Origin of the sequence: Mesotoga sp. H07pep.5.4, assembly GCF_003664935.1 — a bacterium.
Classification (GTDB): domain Bacteria; phylum Thermotogota; class Thermotogae; order Petrotogales; family Kosmotogaceae; genus Mesotoga; species Mesotoga prima.
In genome coordinates, this window is the sequence record NZ_JFHM01000004.1 from 383,996 (window position 1) to 403,414 (window position 19,419).

Consider the following 19,419-nt stretch of genomic DNA (forward strand, 5'->3'; position numbering starts at 1 on the left):
TTAAATCTACTCAAGAGATGGTTTTGGAAAGAAAAAACCCCTGTGCTATAATCAAGGCGTTAATCCTGCACAGGGGATTAAGGGGGTAAGCCGCCACTAGTCAAAGCGTGGCGGCATTTTCGTTTTAGAGCTGGAAAGAAGCCACGAATCTTACACCGTTTCTGTAAACAAAGAACGCTACGTAGTCCCCTTTCTTGATCTTTTCAGTATACTTCTCGAAATCGTTGACGCTCTCGATCGATTCTTGATTGCCATTTATGCTCAGACGAGTAATTATATCGTCCGGGCCTATTCCCAACCTGTAGATTATTCCTTCTGGATTTACTTCTCTTACTATTACGCCTCTAAATTCCTGAGGTATTCCTAGACGTTCCCTATCGCCGGGAGTTATTTCAGAAACCGATATACCGAGTGAGCTCACAAAAGCCTGTCTTGCTCCGTTGTCTTCTGTTGCTGAAGACTCGCTTTCTTGAGCAAGTGATCCTAGAACAGCAGTCAGTACGATTCTCTCTCCGAATCTGTCTATTGTAATCTTCACTTCGGAGCCTGCAGGGTAGTTCAATACTGCTGCCCTAAGCTCCGCTGAGTTTGTGATCTCTAGACTCTCAAAGCCAATAATGACGTCCTGTGGTTTTATTCCGGCCTTCTCTGCTGCTGAACCAGGAACCACATCTGTAATTAATGCTCCGCTGTCAACCTTTAGTCCGAGGGATTTTGAAACCTCCTCAGTGACCGTATCCATATAGACCCCAAGATATGCTCTTTGCACAGATCCGGTCTCGATAATTGAATCGACAAATCTGAGAGCTACGTTTATGGGAATTGCGAATCCAAGGGTGGTTCCAACTTCAGGAGCGATTATGGCAGTATTTATTCCGACAACTTGGCCATGAATATTTAGCAAAGGCCCCCCGCTGTTACCGGGATTAATCGCGGCATCTGTCTGAATTAGATTAGAATATACTCCGTTGCCATCTGGTTTTGGCAGCTGCCTTCCTACCGCACTTATCACTCCGAGAGTAACTGTGTGCTTAAGGCCAAGAGGATTCCCTATAGCAATTGCCCATTCGCCGATTCTCAGCGCGTCTGAGTCACCAAGTTCAACAGTGGGGAGATCAACTCCATCGGGATCGATCTTTATCACTGCAATGTCCAACTCCTCATCTCCGCCAATGTATTTGGCCGGGTAGGTGCTTCCATCAAGTAGAGAAACCGTGATTTTTTCCGCGTCTGAAACTACGTGCTCATTGGTGAAAATATACCCATCCTTGTTGAAGATGAAACCCGAGCCAACCCCGGTTACCTTCTGGCCGGGGATCTCTCCGAAAAATCGCCTGAAGAAATCCTCGAAACCGTAAGGATCGGTGATTGAATATTTCCTAGTGGCCTCTACATCGACTTTGACAACTGCTGGTCCTGCTGCTTGGACTACGTTGGTTATTGGGCTCTCGTAGCCTTCGTTAACCAGGGCCAGAGAAGCCACTGACAGAATTACAACAATAAGAACTGCAAGAACTTTTCTCATAAACTCTGACCTCCTTCATTATTTTGGCTACTCCGGTAAGAATTTGACTGAGCAGAGGAATTCGTTGTTCAAAAAATGAGAAGGTGATATACTGATAAAGTTATGTCTTCCAGAGGTGAGTTAATTGCAGTGGGTGTTTGTTCTAGTGGTTTTCATAAGCGCTTATTATCTGATAATTTCTGGTAAGTTTAATAGATCAACAGTTGCATTTGCTGCTGGTATTCTAATACTTTTGTCTAAAGTTATACCTGACTTCGATATGAAGGAGCTCGGCTACCTTGTTGATTTCAATACTATCAGTATTCTAATTGGAATGATGATAGTTGTTGGCACTTTGAGGACGACTGGTTTTTTCGAATTTGTTGCTGTTCACGTAGTAAGGTTCTCCAAGGGTAATGTGAGAGCTTTGCTTACATTCTTTGTGGTTACAATTGCACTCTTTTCTGCTTTTCTAGATAACGTCACAACGATTCTTCTTTTTGCACCGATAATCTTTCTTGTAGCAGATGCTTTGGAGGTTTCTCCTCGCACTTTCATCCTTGCTGGAGTTCTAGCGGCAAATATCGGTGGGACGGCAACTTTGATTGGTGATCCACCAAACATACTTATCGGCTCAGCAAGTGGGTTCGGATTCATGGACTTCATAAGAATTGATGGGCCGATTACACTATTTGCGTTGATAATTGCGCTAATCTACCTTGATCGACATGTTTTCAAAGATTACAGAGAAATGGGAGAAAAGCTGCAGCGTCTAGCCAACATGGATCCTAAGAAAGCGATAGTTTCAATGTCAGCCTTCTACAAGTCATTAGCTGTGTTCTTCGCTACAATTGTGGGCTTTCTTCTCCATGGTCTAATCGGAGTGGAACCTTCTCTTATTGCTCTTGCTGGTGCGGCAGCGGCTATGATTCTTAACGGAAAGAGCTTTTCGCATCTTTCCGAAGATATAGAATGGGATACGATATTTTTCTTCATGGGCCTGTTTGTTCTTGCATTTGCACTCCAGGAGGTCGGCATCACCTCTGTTATTTCCGACTTGCTTGGCTCTCTCTCCGGCAACAAAATACTGTTGTTCTTGACGCTTTACTGGTTGTCGGCAATAATGAGCGGCTTTATAGGAGCGGTTCCTGCGGTAACTTTCATGATACCAGTGATTCAGGGGATGACAACTAAGTTCGGCGTTCCGGCAGATATTTGGTGGGTGATCTCCATTTCGGCCTGTCTGGGTGGCAGTTTTTCAATAGCCGGTGCCGCAGCTAACATGGTTGGAGTGGGTCTAATAGAAAAGCATTCAAAGGAAAGACTCACATATGGGGATTTTCTTAGGTTCTCAATGCCTGTCACTCTTATTACGCTTGTGGCCGGTACCCTTTATATCCTTTTCAGGTTTTCTATCTAGGATCTCTTTGCGTACCAGAATTTCCTTCTGTCTGTTTCTTCCACCTGTCGACCGTTCAGTTAAGACTGGATCACCCTTCTCTGAAGCCATTTCGGTGAAGTACATTGCTGTGGAGATGGTTCCCGGTGTCGGTGTGAACAACTGCACCTGCTCGGGGTTATAGTGCATTTCTCTCTTGACAAACCTCTTCAGTTCAATCATGTCTTCCTTTGTGCATCCCGGGTGAGCCGCTATGAAGTAGCCTATAATGTGGCACTTCCCGTTAGAAAGGAGCCTAACCTCTTTGAGAAAATCTAAGAGAACATCTTTAGAGGGTTTGCCCATGTATTCAAGGACTTTCTGCACTGTGTGCTCGGGCGCAATTTTCAACTGACCAGAAACGTGGTTTTTCAAAAGTTGTTTGAGAAAATCCCTTCCGGATCTTTTATCTTTTAGAATGAGGTCATATCTGATTCCAGATGATACGAAAACATGTTTCACACCGGGGATTTTCCCTATTTTTCTAAGTAGATTAAGGTATCTTGAATGATCTGGTTTTAGAGAATCACACACCTCTGGAAAGAGGCATCTCTTTTTTGCACATGCACCGACTTTTTCCTTTATAGAACATTCGTAGCCGTACATGTTCGCAGTAGGTCCACCCACGTCAGTAACAGTTCCCCTGAATCCGACGTCTCTGGTGAATGAAGATATTTCTTGAATTATCGAATCTTCACTCCTGGAAACAACGGTTCTACCTTGATGAAAAGCGATCGCACAGAAGTTGCATTGTCCATAACAACCCCTATGACTTGTCACAGAATAACGTACAGTCTCTAATGCTTTCACCCTTCCCCTTGAAAGCGAAACTGGATGAACTCTTCTGGTAAACGGCAAGGAATAGTAAGCATCTAATTCTTCTGACGTAACTTTGGGTGGCTTGTTCTGGACTACATATCGATTGTCTTGAAGCTGGAACAACTGGTGTCCCCTTACCGGGTCTGTCTCTTCATGCATTACTTTTGTCATTTCAAAGTATTTCTTCTTGTCTAGAGATACTTCTTCATGAGATGGCAATTCAATTCCTGCGGGTTTAGAGCTGGACCAAAAAACCGTTCCTTCAACATCTGTGGGGACTTCTCTTACTTTCGAGATCTTGGTTGCGATTTCCAGAATTGGCTTTTCACCCATTCCATATACCAGCAAGTCTGCTTTGGAATCAAGCAAGATCGATTTTCTTATTCTGTTGCTCCACCAGTCAAAATGAGAAAACCTTCTAAGACTGGCCTCTATTCCACCGAGAACTATACGAGTTTCTTTGAAGACCTGCCGAATCAAATTTGAGTAAACAATCGTTGCCCGATCCGGCCTCTTTCCACCAAAACCTCCAGGAGTGTAATCGTCGCTCCTTCTTCTCTTTCCAGTCGATGTATAATTTGCAACCATTGAATCAACGTTACCAGAGGTGACACCGAAGAACAGAGCAGGTTTACCCAACACTGAGATGTCTTCGTTTGTTCGCCAGTCGGGCTGCGAAATGACACCTACTTTCCAGCCTTGTGATTCCAGCACTCTCACAATCATCGCCGTTCCAAAAGAAGGATGGTCAACAAATGCATCGCCCGTTATTAGAATGATGTCGAGACATTCCCATCCCCTCTCGACCATATCGCTCCTAGTCATCGGAATATTCATTAGACACTCCAAAAAAACGCGGGAAGCGAAAACGTAAGCCGGATCCTGTTCTCGTGACCATCTATCTCGGAGTTATGTTACCATAACCCTCAAGCATCCTACCCGAAAGGGAATCGGTGGGCATCCTCAGACCCTTTCTGCTTGGACTTGCTCCAGACGGGGGTTACCTAGCCTGCCGGTCACCCGACAGCCGGTGAGCTCTTACCTCACCTTTCCATCCTTGCCCGAAGGCGGTCTAATTTTCTATGGCCCTTTCCGGAGATCACTCTCCCTGGGTGTTACCCAGCGCCCCTGCCCATGGAGTCCGGACTTTCCTCGGATTTTCCGCGGTCACTCTTTTCGCTTCCCGATCTATAAAATAGAGCCTTGCTTCCCTGGTATCTACCTTCAATTATCATCTTTCTTTCTAACATATTCAATAGCTTGATTTTTGACATTCCCCAATTTCCAAACATTGTTCCTTCGTTAGGAGGGTCTGAGACAAGTCTATGTACAATGACTCTCCAGTCTAGATGCTCCAGAAATACCACTACTCTTTCCAGAAATTCATCTACACTTCCTATCTTAACTTCACCTGCTTCATACATTCTTGCAAGTTCAGTGCCTTTGACTACGTATAGAGAATGGAGTTTGACGCCATCTATACCGAGTACAGAGATCAGTCTTGCGGCCTCCGCAACATCCTCTTCAGTATCCCAGGGAAGATTCGATATCATATGTACAACCAAATTTATTCTTCTTTTCTTGATTCTCAGTACCGAATCGATAAAATGCGACAGAGTGTGACCTCTGTTAATGGTTTTGATAGTGTTGGGATTGATACTCTGAAGACCGAGTTCAAGAATCACATCAACGTCAGAAGTGAATTCTTCAAGTAGATCTAGAACCTCATCAGAGACAAGATCGGGTCTGGTAGAGATGTCGAGGATGACAACGTCATCAACAATAACCTCTCTGTAAAGCTGTCGTAGTTTCTTTACGGGTGCGAAGGTATTTGAGTTGGCCTGGAAATATGCCATGAATTTCCTAATACCCTTTTTTCGAAGGAATTCCATCCTACTTTCGAGCTGCTCTCTTAACGAGAGAGTCGAGTCTACTGTGAAACCACTTCCCGAGGAATCACAGTATATGCATCCACCTTTTCCATTTACTTTGTGGGGACATGAGAAGCCTGCATCAAGGGGAACTCTATGAACGGGTTCTCCATATCGTGATTTCAAATGAGTCTTGAGGTCATTGTATGGTTTAAGACTCAACTGATCTCACCAGACTCTTCTCATACTCTTTGAAGGCTCTTACCGCAGAGTCTACTTCCTCACTATTGTCCCCAAGAAAAATGTAAAGCCATCTACCGGAAAACCACGACTTCATGAAGCTCTCGCCGACTTCACCGGAGAATTCTCCGTAGATCCATGGAATCGCGCTTATGACTGATCTGATTTCATTTGAAATTTCCCTAACAAAGTCATACCAGAAACCTGTGGCTCTTGAAGCATTCTCAAATTTTGCTACGTAAACATTGAATTCCTTTGTGCCTTTAGCGAACTCTTTATGGAGAAGCAGAGTATCTTCATTTAGTTCTATCCCTAAGATCATGCCGCCAACACTAACCGAAGTAGAGATATCCATATAGTCGCTTAGCGCAAACCCCGCAAACTTTCCGGGTACGAGTTCTGATTTCGAGGCACTACAGGAGGAAAACAAGGTCGTAATTAGAACCACTATTACAATTATGCTGAAGTTTCGTATTTTCATCTCTTCACCTCTAATTCTATTAGTTTTTCAAAAAGACGAGCTTCTAGGAAGAGCTCAGGCCATCCCTCTTTACCAAGGCTTTCAAGATGATCCGAAAAGAGACTGTTGTCTCTTGGGTCTCTGAGCTCTTCGTCGATTTCGAGTAAAGGGACCAAAACGAATTTCCTTCTTATTATATCTTTGTGGGGTATAGAAAGCTTTTCAGTTGTCAGAATCATTTCTCCAAAGAGCAGAATGTCGATGTCGATTTCTCGCGGACCCCACCTGAACCTTTCAACTCTTCCAATAGACTTCTCGATTACCTTGATCTCTTCAAGCAAGAAGTGTGGATCACCTTTGAATTCGAATTTCCCCACACAGTTCAAGAATTCATTTTGCTCGATATTGCCTAATGGTTCTGTCAAGTAGAGCGATGATACTGATTGCAGCGTGATTTCCCTTTCTATTAGCATTGTAAAGGCTTTAATAATGAGATTCAGTCTTTCTCCCATGTTACTCCCAAAGCCTAAGAATAGATCCTTAGTCATTTAATCTTCTCCTTAATGACCACGCTTTCTCTTTCAGCCTCTGAACAGCGTCAGGAGAAAAGCCCTCCTTCCACCAGTATGGAAGGATCGAGTTGTCCAAAAGGAGTGGGTCGATATCCTCGTCGAATACGCCGCCACGGGTTAGTTCTTTCCACTGCACCGTTCCAGGAATGGGTGTGAATTCGTTGAGACTGGGGCTAATTCTTAGTTCTTCGCAGATTCTAAGAGAAGCCAGAACGTCTTCTTCGCTCTGGCCTGGAAGGTTAACCATAATAAAGGCGCTGATCTCTCGAGAAGTGAATCCCGCTGATGAAAGATTCTCAATCGCTACGAATATATCGTCTAGATTGACTTTTCCGCCTGTGGAATTTTGCATAACCGGATCGGAAGTCTCTAAACCGATTCTTATCGTCTTGAAATTGTTCATGTACATGAGATCGGCGGTTTCTCTATCGATAAATCTGGCGTGAACGCCGTTTGGCAGATGAAATCTCGCCTTGATTCGAAGACGCTCGAACTCCTCCATCAGTCTCTTGAAACCACTACCTACAAGAATTGCATCGTCAAAGAAGACGATATCTGAGAGCCCCTTTGATGCAGTAAGATGCTTGACGAACCTGGCACTCTTTACCGGGTCTCTTCTCACGAAGCTGTTCCAGAGGAGGCTGCTGGCACAATATGTGCATTTGAACGGACAGCCAAGGCTCGAAATCAACACGGCATATCTTGCAGATTTATAAACCGAATAGTCTGGATCGAGGTCGTCGAACCAGTCAAAATCGAGTGTTTCATTGATTCCCAGGAAACCAAGAGCCATTTTGAGTGGTTCCGTTCCGGTTCCGGGGCAAACCTTGTCTGCTCCGGAATACCGCCGGGCGTGTTCGGGAAGGAGTGTTGCATAAACTCCTCCAAGTATCACTGGAACAGAGGGCATTTCGTCCTTAATAATCCTAATAGTATCGTGTACTCCATAATGCCAGTAAGTCATCATTGAAGTGACAAAGACACAATCAACGTTCTTTACTTGTCTTATTTTCTTTCTCAATACTTCCTCGGGAAATCCGAACCTCTTGAATCTCCTGGGTATCGAGGCAATAGACTGGGGTTTTGGTATCTCGCTTTCAAGGAATTTCCCCGTTCCGTAATATTTCTCTCCGAATTTCGGAGAAAAGGTGATCAATTCATCATCATATCTATCGAGACAATCTATTAGAATTGATTGGATCCCGATATGCTTCAGGACTGAAGAAATGTACAGCAGACCTAATGGTTTTAGCCAATAGTCATAGGCCGACACATCTTCTATCCACGGGTTAACAAGTAGTATCTTCTTCAAATGGTTTCACTCTGTTATAGTAGAAACTTAAGCCTTTGAGTGTGAGATTCGGATCAGCGATTTCTATCAAACCTCCCTCAATTAAGAAGAGATCGATATTCCCGCCTGTACCCACAACTGTTGGCTTTTCTTCGAATTTCTCGATAATATTGTCAATAATCCCTTGAATTGCGAAGTATGTTCCGTTTACAATACCGATTCTCAAGTTGTCTTCTGTATTAGTTCCAAAGTAGTGGTCTTCGAAGAAGAGCTCCACTTCCGGTAGTTTTGCGGTATGCGAGAAAAGTGCGGACATTGCTGTCCCAGGCCCCGGAAGGATTGCTCCTCCCACAAAATTACCGTCTTTTACGATGTCTATGGTAATTGCTGTCCCCGCATCGACAACTATCACATTGTTTCCATAGCATTCCTTTGCCCCTAAGACATCGGCAAGTCGGTCAGCCCCAATCTCGGCTGGGTTATCCGTATTCAGCCCTAAAGGGAAAAATCTATCCGGCCTCAAGAAGACTGCAGGTTTCGGAAGATACTTTCTTGTGAAGTAGTTAATTGTTCTGTTCAACCTAGGAACAACACTTGCAACACACAGGCCATCTATTTCTCCGACAGAGTAACCCTTAATCCTAAGAAGCCCATCAAGGATAACAAAGAGTTCATCTTCAGTCTCTATTCTTGATGAGGGGAGTCTCCAGACTTCCTCAATGCTCTTCTCGCCGGTAAGTCCTAGAACCGTTGTTGTATTACCAATGTCAGCAAGTAAAACCATGTTATGACCTCCTAAGTAGATAGTATCATCAGTCTTCAACTCTTGCTACTTGTGGAGGCTTCAAGAAGCGCTTGTTCTTTCACAGTTTCTTAATAATTCTCTCCACTTGATAGGCAGATGATGTGATGATATAATCTTTCTGCCAGCGCAGGCTGGAGACTGAAAGTGGGAGCGACTCGCTAGCTCAGCAGGTAGAGCACCTGACTTTTAATCAGGGGGTCGCGGGTTCGAATCCCGCGCGAGTCACCAGCGAGAGTGGCGAAATTGGCAGACGCGCTGGACTTAGGATCCAGTGGGGAGACCTGTGAGGGTTCAAGTCCCTCCTCTCGCACCAGAGAGACTAGTTTTCATTTGCGGATGTAGCTCAGTGGTAGAGCACCTGCTTGCCAAGCAGGGGGTCGCGGGTTCGAACCCCGTCTTCCGCTCCAGAAAGACGCCGTTCGGCGTCTTTATTTTTTGAGCGCACTTGTTGCCTCTACAGGAAGCAAGAGAACACATTTGACTCTTGCCCAGAGTTTCTATAACGATTGTCTTTCGTTTTTTGAGAGCAGTTTCATTTTGAGAGTGAGCAGCCACTGTTTTCTCTTTAGTGAGCTTCGTATATTCTACTCCCATTCTATTGTTGCAGGCGGCTTGTCTGTTATGTCGAAGACAACCCTTCCGACTTCCCTTACTCCTGAGGTTATTCGCGAAGAGGCTTCTCTGAGGATCTCATGAGGCAGTTCGTGCCAAGACGCAGTCATACCTTCTGAGCTATTCACCGCTCTCAGTGCTACAACATAACCGTATGACCGCTTGTCGCCTTTAACACCAACACTGAAGACGGGAAGCAGAACAGCGAATGATTGCCAGATCTTTTCTGATTCACCTGATTTCCTGAGAACATCCATGAATATCGAATCAACTTCCTTCAGGATTCTCGCTTTCTCAGAATCAACCTCGCCTATTATTCTCACGCCTAGACCTGGACCGGGGAATGGCTGCCTGGTCAGTAAAGACGGTTCAATTCCTAGAGAATATCCTAAATTTCTGACCTCGTCTTTGAAAAGCTCTCTTATAGGTTCCAGAAGCTTCAGATTCATCTTGTCAGGAAGGCCACCAACGTTGTGATGGCTCTTGATCTTTGCGGAGTTTTTCGAAGCGGCTCCTGATTCTATTACGTCGGAATAGATTGTACCCTGAAGAAGAAAGCTCGCATTCAGTTTGTTTGCTTCTCTTTCGAAGACTTTTATGAATGTTTTTCCAATGATCTTTCTCTTTTCTTCGGGATTGTCAATTCCCTTTAACTCTCGAAAAAACTCTTCCGAAGCATCAACGTTTATCAGTTTTATACCAAGGCTTCTAAGAGCTTCACAGACTTCTATATCTTCATTCTTTCTCATAAGTCCATGATTTACAAAAATCCCAGTAAACGCATCACCCACTGCCTTAGAGGTCAAGACCGCTGCAACGGTTGAATCGACGCCGCCAGAAAGGCCTCCAACTACTTTCGAGCTGCCAACGATCCTCTTGATCTCTTCAACTTTGCGCTCAGCAAAAGCGCTAAGTTTCCAGTTTCGAGAGGCATTACAGACATTAAATACGAAATCTTCGATTAGATTTGTTCCAAACTGAGTGTGATTAACCTCTGGATGAAACTGAAAAGCGATGTCTCTTCCGTTGGAGAAACCTGCAGTTATGCCGTTCTTGCTTCTAGCTATTACCTTACATTCAGCTGGAAGCGACGTAACCTCGTCTCCATGACTCATCCACGTTACTATTTCTTCTGGTATGTCACGAAAACGTTCGTTGTCCATAGACACATTTGTAAGTCCGTACTCGCCAAGTGCACCGCTTCGGACTTCGCCTCCAAGCTTTTTCGCAAGGAGATGCATCCCGTAGCAAATGCCCATTATTGGAACTGGAAAACCTTCTAGTTGTTTAGGAAAACCGAGCGCGCCTTCCTCGTAGACACTCTGAGGTCCCCCTGAAAGAACTACTCCCTTAATTTCGCTTTCGACTTTGAATTCCTCTGGACTTGCAACTGTACAAAAGACGCCCATCTCCCGAATCCTTCTTGCAAGAAGAAGTGTGTACTGCGATCCGTAGTCTATAACAGCTATTCTATCCATACGGCCTCCCAAAAAAGAGCCAAATAAATCCTAAAGTAGTTCCAGCAGAAAAGGTTCAGCATATTTACCATGAACCATCGACTAGATCAGGAAAATCAGCCGAATAGTTCTCTTGAGGAATCTCAAGGCAAACGCGACACGTCTGGCGACGCAGGCATTATCACCATCGGCCAAGCAGGCCGACACTCCAGTTCCTGCTGAAGCTAAAAGATTCAATCTTATTGGTAAGGTTAGTGCCAATCCCTGCTGTTATCAGCATATCTCCAACCCTTACTTCCATGCCTCCGCCAACAATGAAATCTATGTTACTTAAAAGATCAGCGTTCATAGATACTCCAGCACGAGCAGAAAAGAGATTGTTGTATGTATACTGAGTCGAAAGACCCAGATATTTTATTGCCATCCCCTCTCTTGTGCCTAATTCAAGTCCAATCATAAAAGGGTCAGGAACAAATCTTATCCCAGCGAGCAGATCGACTGAACTTACGGAGGAACCACTGTTCCACAAATCGCTGCTGAAGGAAACTATGTATTCAATCAGTTCATATGCCTTACCTGTGATACCTCCCCTGACTGAGACACCGTAGGTTGTTGCCGTGGCGGTCGTCATGTTTAATTCAAAATCCGCCCCGTAAGCCGTAAAGGGGCCAAGCGCACCCGATATTGTGTAGCTAAGTGATCTAACATTCGATGCATTTTCAGTGTCCATGTAGTATTGAAGCATCCCTGCCATTCCATCATCTGAATCCTCAAAGAGATGCAGGTAGAGAGCACGTTGATTTGAAGAGGGAGAGGCAACCGTAGTCAGTTCAACGAAGTGCGTTGAGAAAGCTGAATTAGTTATCCCATACAAATCAGAAGGACTGCCAAATCCCGAATCATACTCTACTGCAAGGATACCATTTCCACCCGTTTGAAGCTGGAAGGGATTCATTGCCACAGTAACAACACAAAAAAACACAACGATCAGAATCAGGAGCTTCTTCATCTTATCACCCCATACGTTCTTCAGAAGTCTTAAGGTTCTCTGTTTGAATTAGGCCAGTCTCAATACAATGTTCTTTGAATTCGGCCAGTCTGTCGTCAAGTATAGCTTGTCGGATCCTTTTCACAAACTGCATAAGAAAACTAATATTGTGATAGCTTAACAGGATCTTTCCAAGAATCTCATCCCTTATGAAAAGATGGTGTATGTATGCTCGGCTGTATGTCGAGCAAACCTTGCAACTGCAATCGGGATCAACGGGTCTCTTGTCTTCCTTGTTTGTTGAGGACTTAAGATTGATTCTTCCATTCGATGTCAAAGCCGCTCCATGCCTTCCTAACCTGGTTGGAAGAACACAGTCAAACATATCTATGCCGTTTTCAACGGCGGCCATTATGAGTTCTGGAGAACCTATCCCCATCAAATACCTTGGTCTTTCTTCAGGTAACAAATTTACAGATCCCGACAAAATTCTTTCCGTCGTTTGGAAATCCTCTCCAACGCTCAGTCCGCCAAGAGCGAAACCTTCAAAATCAAGTGAAGTAATTCTAGCGGCACTTTCTTCCCTCAGGTCACTAAAAAAGCCCCCTTGGACTATACCAAAGAGAGACTGCATACTTTGCCCTTTGTGAGAAAGCAGAAATCTCTCCGCCCAAATCGTAGTTCTCTTTACTGACTGTCTTACATAGTCTTTGTTTGCGCTTGGTTCAACACACTCATCGAAGGCCATGGCAATATCCGATCCAATCGCCTCCTGAATCTCTGAAGAAAGCTCAGGAGTAAAGAAGAGTGCTCTGCCATCAAGAGGCGATCGAAACTTTACCCCATCGTCAGTAATCTTTTTTTCTTTTAGAGAGAAGACCTGGAATCCACCGCTGTCAGTCAGAATCGAATGTTTCCACGACATGAATTCATGAAGCCCACCAAAGCTCCTGAGAACATCCAGCCCGGGACGTAAGAAAAGGTGAAATGCGTTTCCAAGTATGATTCTCGCGTCAAGCTCTTCTAACTGATCTTGCCATAATCCCTTTACTGTTCCGTTTGTGCCAACAGGCATAAAAACCGGAGTTTCGAATTCACCGTGAGGCGTGACGATTACCCCGGTTCTAGCTTTTGAATCCGTACTCTTTGCCTTGAGTTTCAGTTCAACCATTACGTTTTCCGATTATCTCAATTATCTTGTTGTATGAGGAATCAATCTGTTTTTCAAGTTGTTTCATCTCTTCGTTTATCCATGCACCGTAATCAGGGTCTTTTAGGGATTTCATATTAATCATGACATTTGCCTTAGCAATTCTATGGACTGCAAGAAGAAGATGGGCAGCGCTCTCCGCGTCTGAAAGAACACTGGAGTTGCCCCATTTCGCGAGACGTTCAACGTTCACGATGATGTTTTTACATCTCCTGGCAAGGTCAAAAGGGACCTCGATAGCTGTCTTTAAAGCTTGCTGAATTTTCATCTCTCTTGCATTCTTTTCATCATCGGTCGCCTTTGGCAACTTATACGCAGATAACACCTGATCAAAAGCCTGAATATCTCGGTTCATCAAGTCACACAGATAATTGCTTTCCGATTCGAATACCTCTAAACAAGATTCCATGTGACCTTCTACGTCTTCATAACCTTTTTTTCCAATAGTGAGATTTGCAACCATGGAACCAAGAGAGGCAGCGAGCGCTGCCACAACTGCTCCGACTGCTCCCCCACCAGGAGTTGCGGATTTTTCAGCGACTTTCTTCAAGAAGTCCTTTAACGGTAATGTGCAGAAATCCATCTCAATAACCCCCCCGATTCTCTTTTGATTCATCTGACACAATATTGATTCCTGAACTAGTACCAATTCTGCTTGCTCCGGCAGAAATCATTGCGAGAGCTTCCTCTCTCGATTTAACCCCTCCGGAAGCCTTAACTTTGCAAGCGTCTCCCACGACAAATTTCATTAACGATACATCATCTACCGTAGCCCCTCCTCCGGAGAAACCAGTCGAGGTCTTCACAAAGGCGGCACCTGCTTCTCTTGAAATAACGCAAGCAACGATCTTTTCTTCTTCTGAGAGGAGCGATGTTTCAATAATCACCTTAACAGTCTTTCCACGAGCCGATTCTACCACTTTAGCTATGTCATCAAATACGCTTTCGTACTCTCCAGATTTCAGCAAACCAACATTAATTACCATATCGAATTCGTCCGCTCCGTTGTCACATGCCCAGGATGTCTCAAATCCCTTCACTTCTCTTGACATCTGGCCTAATGGAAACCCTATAACCACAGTTTTTCTTATTGTACTACCGCTGAGAGACCTGTTAACCAGAGGAAGATACCCAGTGTTCACACAAACGCTCCAGAACTCAAACCTAATGGCCTCTTCACATAATTTTTCCACCATCTTTGGAGTAGCATCTGCTTTCAAGAGTGTGTGATCAACGAATTTGGCAATATTAAGGTTCTCCGGTAATTCTCTCTTGATAGGAGAATACTCCTCTTTGTACCTTCTAACTTCTCTTTCGATTGTCCCCTTAAGCATGGCATCACCTCTCTATACCAGAATATTCTTGAGACTACAGACCTAAATCAACAGATATTTCTTGCATTGCTTTCAGAGAAAGAGAAAGGAAATCTTCGAGAGACATTCCAAATTCCGAACAACTGGCCATTTGCTCTCTGCTGGCACCTCTTGCGAATGACTTTTCTTTGAACCTGTTTAGTAGAAAATTCACATCAATGTCTGAGAGTTTGCTACCCTTTCTAATGAGAACTGCGGCCACTATGAATCCTGTGACCGGGTCGGCAGCATATATTGCTTTCTCGATTAGCTTGACCCGTTCTTTCTTTTCACAGTGAGCAAGAATCGCATCGCTGACCTCATCTGGCAAGTCTTCGTTTTGAAGCATTGAAACAGTCTTCAGACCATGTTGATCGAAGTTGTCTTTTGTGAATTCGTAATCAAGATCGTGGAGAAGTCCTGCCATTGCCCAAACATCCTCATTCTCGCCGAGTCGTGCTGCGAGGGCTCTCATTACCGCCTCGGTGGCCAGCACGTGTTTAATAAGATTATTAGATCGTATGTTGTTCATTATTAACTGCATTGCGTGATCTCTTGAAATCATTTTTCTGCCACCTCCGCTTTAAATGTTCTTCCTGCTGCAAAACTGTAGAATGTACCGCTTCCTATTATAACGTGATCAAGCATTTTGATTCCCAGCGTTTCTCCAGCTTCCCTTATCTTTGAAGTAACACCTTCATCTTCTCTGCTAGGAGATGGATCACCGGAAGGGTGGTTATGAACCAGGATTATTGCAGCGGCCATCCTGCTTATTGCAGGTTTGTAGACCTCTCGCGGGTGAAGAAGTGAGGAATCCAGTAATCCCACACTAACCGTATTCAATCCTCTGTAGTTGAGTTTGCTGTCTAGGGAAATAACTCTTACGGTTTCTCTATCCATAAAGGCCATATCATGGCAAAGATGGTAGACACCTTCAGGTTCATCCAGCCGAACTTTCGTTTTCTCAGTCATTTCTCTGAAGATCCTCTGTCCCAGCTCAAGAGCGGCCTTCAAACAAACTGCCTTTGCTTTTCCAAGGCCTTTTGTATTCAGTAGTTCGTTAACTTCAGCAGAAAGAAGAGCCGTTAGAGAGCCATAGTAGCCAAGAAGTTCTTCACTAAGCTGAAGTACGTCTTTTCCTTTGATTCCTGTTCTAAGAAGAATCGCGATTAATTCGCTGTTTGACAGCGCGCCAGCGCCCTTATCCAACAGTTTCTCTCTAGGCATTATCTGGCCTTCCAATTCAGATTACCCCCCGCGTGTGTAGCTCATGCCACAATCTTCCTATTGGAAGTCCCATCACATTATAGAAGTCACCTGTTATGCTCTTCACGAAAAGAGCACCATAATCCTGAATTCCATAAGCTCCAGCCTTGTCAAGTGATAGACCGCTTTCAGCATATTCTTTGAGGACCTCCGATGGAACCTCTCTAAACGTTACGTCAGTCTTCTCCACAAAGTTGAATTCGCTTTCTTCGTACATTACGGAAACTGAGGTGAAGACAGAATGAGTTCTGCCCGAGAGGACAAGCAGCATTTCGTAGGCTTCTTCCACTGAAGATGGTTTTCCAAGAACAAGTCCATCAAGAACGACTACCGTGTCTGCTGCAATTACAGTGGAAGAAGGATTTCTAAGCATGACATTTTCGGCCTTCAAGTGAGAAAGTTCGCACAATTCCTTTTTGCAGAATCTTTCTGAAAGATTCTCTTCTACTCCCTTTGGAGGTATGACTTCAAAAGAGACCCTCAGTAGATGCAGAAGCTCCCTTCTTCTTGGAGAAGAGGAACCGAGTATTAGTCTTGCCAAAGTGAATCACCCATCCTTCTTATGACTTCAAATGCTACATAAGCATTAATCGAAGCGGAAATCGATCCAAGTACCAACATATAGGGGTAAAGAAAGATGATCTCTATATTCTTAATAATAAGCGAAGAAGCTACCATTAGCTGTGAGAAATTGCTAACCGCTGCGCCTGCTATACTTATTCCAAATAGACCAAACTTTCCGGTTTTGTTCATAAGCCACATTGTTGCTGCGGACGAAACTGCGCCTGCAACTCCCATCAGAAAACCTGGAGTAGCGAGTCTGCCTGCCAGCAAACTTCCGATGATACTCTTGCCTATTGAAAGAGCCAGGATGTCGCCGAAAGGCAAGCCGGCCAGCGCTATGATCAAGACAAGATTGGAAAAGCCCCATCTTCCTCCCGGGATTGGAAGTGGAAACGGTATTAGGCTTTCCAGAAGATAAAGAACAGACCCTATCGCCATTAACATCGATAGTGTAGTAACTCTCTTTGCTTCCATCATTTCTCCACAGTCACTCGTTTAACCAGAGTTTTGAGACAAAATCATTGACCCGATTTCTTTCTTGATCCCAATTCTTCACGAAATGTTTCGGCCTCTGTTCGTGGCTCACTTGATTTTCCTAAGTCCCTATTGAGTTATCGCATCAACTTCAGACCGATCCGAGACGATCTTTATCAAAGTTCTGTTTGGTACACATACGATTGGGATATTGGGCATGTTTATTGCTCCTTGGGCAACACAAAGCTTCTCCGGACAGTCTGAATCGATCACGGAAATCTTTCCGCCCTGGACTTTGACAACCATTCCTACATCGAGAAAAATCTCAGAATCTATGCTCAGATCTATAGTTCTCACCAGTCTCCCATCGTAGTACACTTCTGCGAAAGAAGAGCCGTTTCCACGCGGAAATGCAAAAAGGATCACCAGAGCAAACGCTACGATTACAATCAAGATGTCATTTCTCGTGGAAAATTTCATTTCTCCTGATACACTTCAAAACCTGGAGACCTGAAGATACTCATATCTTCCATTACAAGTAATACAAGGGCTCCAAATCTAGGCAGGAAAGTAACACCTGGTTCCATACCTATAACAAAAGCGGCCGTTGCATAGGCATCTGCGAGCATGGTGCTCTTTCCTATTACAGTTGCACTTATAACTCCGCTACGGGAAGGGAAACCCGTTTCGGGGTCAAAAATGTGGTGGTAACGTACATTGTCCTCAATAAAAAATCGCTCATAATCTCCAGAAGTAGCTACAGCACCATCGTAAAGGTAGATGTATTCAAGAACATCTTGAACACTTTCTCCTCTGGGATTTCTCACTCCAACTATCCATGGTCTATTCCCATACTTGGGACCGATTACTCCAATGTCACCCCCGGCATCGATGAAACCTGTTGCTTCCGGATCAAGCGATTTAATCTTTGCAATTGCCATATCGACTGCATAACCTTTTGCTATCCCTCCAAGATCAATCATCGCTCCATCAACCAGAGATACGTATCCCAGCTTTTCATCGTAGGTAACTCTTGAAAAGCCCGTTGAGCCCAAAGCGTCTTCGATTTCCTTATCGCTGGGAATCCTCTTTTTAGAAGATGCATCATCGAATCCCCATAGTCTTGTTAGAGAATAGAGGGTCGGATCGAACGCACCGGACGTGTTTCGAGCTATTTCCAGTGCTGACCTAATTAGAAAACTTGTTTCCTTATCTATGTCATGAAGCTCTCCGGTTCTGTTCAGCTCAGCGATTACGCCATTGTTTCTGCTCCCAAATTTGTCATCTATCCTCTTGATCTCGGTCATAGCAGCCTCTGCGAGTGTAACTGGGGACATTGTGGAAGAGGAGACTCTTATTGTCACATAAGTTCCCAGATGATACTCGGTTTTGTCATAGTACTCCAATGGCTTCTGTCGAAAGAAAACAATTGTCAGCAAAATTATTGCGGAAACAAAGAGGAGTCCATACAGGAAAATTCGGTTTCTCAGAAGACTATTGGGATTTCTTTTTGGCAATTGTTGCACCTTCCTTTTTCATCTATGCCAACCACAGAACTTCGCATACCTCTTCTCTCGACCAGGAGGTTTCCGCAATACGGACATGTTGTGTCCGATAGACCTGGAAGATCGATATTCCCAACATAAACGTATCGCAAGTACTCCTTTGCTACTTCGGCAAGTTGTATTAGAGAATCAGGCGAAGTTGGGGGTATTGTGCTCTTGTAGTTAGGAAAGTATCTGTTAATATGAAGTGGGATATCCTTAGACAGCCCTGAGATCCATTTAGCTTCCTCCCTCATTTCTTCAGGCGAATCGTTCTTGCCGGGAATAATGAGCGTAGTCAACTCAATGTGCGTTCCCGCTTTCCTGGCTGTCTCTATTGATCGAAGAACAACTCGTTTTTCTGTGCCGATGTCTTTCACGTAAAACTCGTCATTCCAACCCTTAAGATCGATGTTCATACCTCTTACCGACTGCGAAAGAAGATCCATGGGTTCCTCGTCAATCACTCCGTTTGTAACAAGTATGCTATATATACCTTCTTTGGCTGCTGCTCGAGAGGTATCAAGTATGAATTCGAAAGAGACAATCGGCTCGTTATAAGTGAAAGCTATACCTCGCGATTCTCTCTCCAGAGCAATTTGAATAAGCTGCTGGGGCATAACACGCATTACCGTCTTTGGGCGTTGCTTCGAAATCTCCCAGTTCTGACAGAAGTTGCATCTCAAATTACAGCCCCATGAACCAACTGAAAGTATCTTCTCGCCAGGGAAAAGATGATAGAGAGGCTTCTTTTCAATCGGATCTATAGCAATTGAAGTGAGCTGACCGTAATTAAGAGAATATAGCATTCCGTCAACATTCTTTCTTACGCCACAAAAGCCAACCTGATCGGGCTTGATTATACAATGCAAGGGGCAAAGAAGACACTGCAGTACCTTTTCCTCGCCATACTCATCAAAGTAAACGGCCGGTTTCATGAATTCACCTCTTA

The 19,419-nt window shown here is 44.3% G+C and carries 19 protein-coding genes, 3 tRNA genes, 1 other RNA gene and 1 pseudogene; 4 read left to right on the forward strand and 20 right to left on the reverse strand.

The genetic code is table 11. The features are described 5' to 3' along the window. Nucleotides 1–124 precede the first annotated feature (124 nt). Nucleotides 125–1,525, reverse strand: coding sequence for a Do family serine endopeptidase (locus Y696_RS03045; RefSeq protein WP_006492190.1), 1,401 nt, complete (start codon nucleotides 1,523–1,525; stop codon nucleotides 125–127). 133 nt (nucleotides 1,526–1,658) lie between these two features. On the opposite strand from Y696_RS03045, the gene Y696_RS03050 reads away from it, so the two are divergent. Next, on the forward strand, nucleotides 1,659–2,924 hold the full coding sequence (locus tag Y696_RS03050; RefSeq protein ID WP_259459839.1) for an ArsB/NhaD family transporter: 1,266 nt from the start codon (nucleotides 1,659–1,661) through the stop codon (nucleotides 2,922–2,924). Here the strand turns inward: Y696_RS03050 and Y696_RS03055 are convergent. The 7 genes and pseudogenes from Y696_RS03055 to Y696_RS03085 all read right to left on the reverse strand — a co-directional run bounded on the left by Y696_RS03055 (nucleotide 2,856) and on the right by Y696_RS03085 (nucleotide 8,979). Then, nucleotides 2,856–4,598, reverse strand: a complete 1,743-nt coding sequence (locus Y696_RS03055; protein WP_121509759.1) for a YgiQ family radical SAM protein — start codon at nucleotides 4,596–4,598, stop codon at nucleotides 2,856–2,858. The two genes, Y696_RS03050 and Y696_RS03055, sit on opposite strands and share 69 nt — an antisense overlap. Nucleotides 4,599–4,616: 18 nt before the next feature. Further along, nucleotides 4,617–4,944, reverse strand: an RNA gene (gene rnpB / locus Y696_RS03060) — RNase P RNA component class A. A 31-nt stretch (nucleotides 4,945–4,975) separates the two neighbouring features. After that, nucleotides 4,976–5,854: pseudogene (locus tag Y696_RS03065) on the reverse strand (TIGR01212 family radical SAM protein); the annotation flags it as partial. Next, a complete protein-coding gene (locus Y696_RS03070; protein WP_006492195.1) occupies nucleotides 5,844–6,353 on the reverse strand; it encodes a hypothetical protein in 510 nt (169 codons plus the stop codon). The gene Y696_RS03070 and the pseudogene Y696_RS03065, both read right to left, overlap by 11 nt. Further along, nucleotides 6,350–6,880, reverse strand: coding sequence for a 2-amino-4-hydroxy-6-hydroxymethyldihydropteridine diphosphokinase (folK, locus tag Y696_RS03075; protein ID WP_006492197.1), 531 nt, complete (start codon nucleotides 6,878–6,880; stop codon nucleotides 6,350–6,352). The genes Y696_RS03070 and folK overlap by 4 nt, the downstream gene beginning before the upstream one ends. Next, complete coding sequence (locus tag Y696_RS03080) at nucleotides 6,873–8,216, reverse strand: B12-binding domain-containing radical SAM protein (protein WP_121509760.1); 1,344 nt, start codon at nucleotides 8,214–8,216, stop codon at nucleotides 6,873–6,875. The genes folK and Y696_RS03080 overlap by 8 nt, the downstream gene beginning before the upstream one ends. Then, the gene (locus Y696_RS03085; protein WP_006492200.1) at nucleotides 8,194–8,979 is read right to left on the reverse strand and encodes a type III pantothenate kinase; all 786 of its coding nucleotides are present in this window, start codon (nucleotides 8,977–8,979) and stop codon (nucleotides 8,194–8,196) included. Before Y696_RS03085 ends, Y696_RS03080 begins: the two co-directional genes overlap by 23 nt. A gap of 173 nt (nucleotides 8,980–9,152) precedes the next feature. Here Y696_RS03085 and Y696_RS03090 point away from each other — a divergent pair. The 3 genes from Y696_RS03090 to Y696_RS03100 all read left to right on the forward strand — a co-directional run bounded on the left by Y696_RS03090 (nucleotide 9,153) and on the right by Y696_RS03100 (nucleotide 9,407). Further along, nucleotides 9,153–9,228 (forward strand) — tRNA-Lys (locus tag Y696_RS03090). Beyond that, nucleotides 9,229–9,313, forward strand: a tRNA-Leu gene (locus tag Y696_RS03095). A gap of 19 nt (nucleotides 9,314–9,332) precedes the next feature. After that, nucleotides 9,333–9,407 (forward strand) — tRNA-Gly (locus Y696_RS03100). Between the two features lie 177 nt (nucleotides 9,408–9,584). Here Y696_RS03100 and guaA read toward each other — a convergent pair. The 12 genes from guaA to amrS form a co-directional block, all read right to left on the reverse strand. Continuing rightward, on the reverse strand, nucleotides 9,585–11,090 hold the full coding sequence (gene guaA, locus Y696_RS03105; protein WP_006492201.1) for a glutamine-hydrolyzing GMP synthase: 1,506 nt from the start codon (nucleotides 11,088–11,090) through the stop codon (nucleotides 9,585–9,587). 160 nt (nucleotides 11,091–11,250) lie between these two features. Beyond that, nucleotides 11,251–12,078 carry a hypothetical protein gene (locus tag Y696_RS03110; protein WP_006492202.1) on the reverse strand — a complete coding sequence of 276 codons (828 nt, stop codon included), beginning with the start codon at nucleotides 12,076–12,078 and terminating at the stop codon, nucleotides 11,251–11,253. Between the two features lie 4 nt (nucleotides 12,079–12,082). Further along, complete coding sequence (gene tgt / locus Y696_RS03115; RefSeq protein ID WP_121509761.1) at nucleotides 12,083–13,228, reverse strand: tRNA guanosine(34) transglycosylase Tgt; 1,146 nt, start codon at nucleotides 13,226–13,228, stop codon at nucleotides 12,083–12,085. Continuing rightward, entirely contained in the window at nucleotides 13,221–13,850 is a 630-nt protein-coding gene (locus Y696_RS03120) for a cyclodeaminase/cyclohydrolase family protein (RefSeq protein ID WP_099771963.1), read from the reverse strand. The genes tgt and Y696_RS03120 overlap by 8 nt, the downstream gene beginning before the upstream one ends. Before the next feature lies 1 nt (nucleotide 13,851). Continuing rightward, nucleotides 13,852–14,601: a deoxyribose-phosphate aldolase gene (gene deoC / locus Y696_RS03125; RefSeq protein ID WP_099771964.1), complete on the reverse strand. Its 750-nt coding sequence runs from the start codon at nucleotides 14,599–14,601 to the stop codon at nucleotides 13,852–13,854. Nucleotides 14,602–14,635: 34 nt separating this feature from the next. Next, nucleotides 14,636–15,184 carry an HDIG domain-containing metalloprotein gene (locus Y696_RS03130; protein ID WP_099771965.1) on the reverse strand — a complete coding sequence of 183 codons (549 nt, stop codon included), beginning with the start codon at nucleotides 15,182–15,184 and terminating at the stop codon, nucleotides 14,636–14,638. Continuing rightward, nucleotides 15,181–15,846 (reverse strand): RadC family protein, encoded by a 666-nt coding sequence (radC, locus tag Y696_RS03135; protein WP_099772284.1) that lies wholly within the window; start codon nucleotides 15,844–15,846, stop codon nucleotides 15,181–15,183. The genes Y696_RS03130 and radC overlap by 4 nt, the downstream gene beginning before the upstream one ends. A gap of 16 nt (nucleotides 15,847–15,862) precedes the next feature. After that, complete coding sequence (locus tag Y696_RS03140; RefSeq protein WP_099771966.1) at nucleotides 15,863–16,426, reverse strand: Maf family nucleotide pyrophosphatase; 564 nt, start codon at nucleotides 16,424–16,426, stop codon at nucleotides 15,863–15,865. After that, nucleotides 16,414–16,926, reverse strand: coding sequence for a Gx transporter family protein (locus Y696_RS03145; protein WP_257211958.1), 513 nt, complete (start codon nucleotides 16,924–16,926; stop codon nucleotides 16,414–16,416). Before Y696_RS03145 ends, Y696_RS03140 begins: the two co-directional genes overlap by 13 nt. A 126-nt stretch (nucleotides 16,927–17,052) precedes the next feature. Further along, on the reverse strand, nucleotides 17,053–17,403 hold the full coding sequence (locus Y696_RS03150; RefSeq protein WP_099771968.1) for a NusG domain II-containing protein: 351 nt from the start codon (nucleotides 17,401–17,403) through the stop codon (nucleotides 17,053–17,055). Further along, a complete protein-coding gene (locus Y696_RS03155; RefSeq protein WP_121509762.1) occupies nucleotides 17,400–18,440 on the reverse strand; it encodes an FAD:protein FMN transferase in 1,041 nt (346 codons plus the stop codon). The genes Y696_RS03150 and Y696_RS03155 overlap by 4 nt, the downstream gene beginning before the upstream one ends. Continuing rightward, the gene (gene amrS, locus Y696_RS03160) at nucleotides 18,410–19,405 is read right to left on the reverse strand and encodes an AmmeMemoRadiSam system radical SAM enzyme (protein WP_006492214.1); all 996 of its coding nucleotides are present in this window, start codon (nucleotides 19,403–19,405) and stop codon (nucleotides 18,410–18,412) included. The genes Y696_RS03155 and amrS overlap by 31 nt, the downstream gene beginning before the upstream one ends. Between the last annotated feature and the right edge of the window lie 14 nt (nucleotides 19,406–19,419).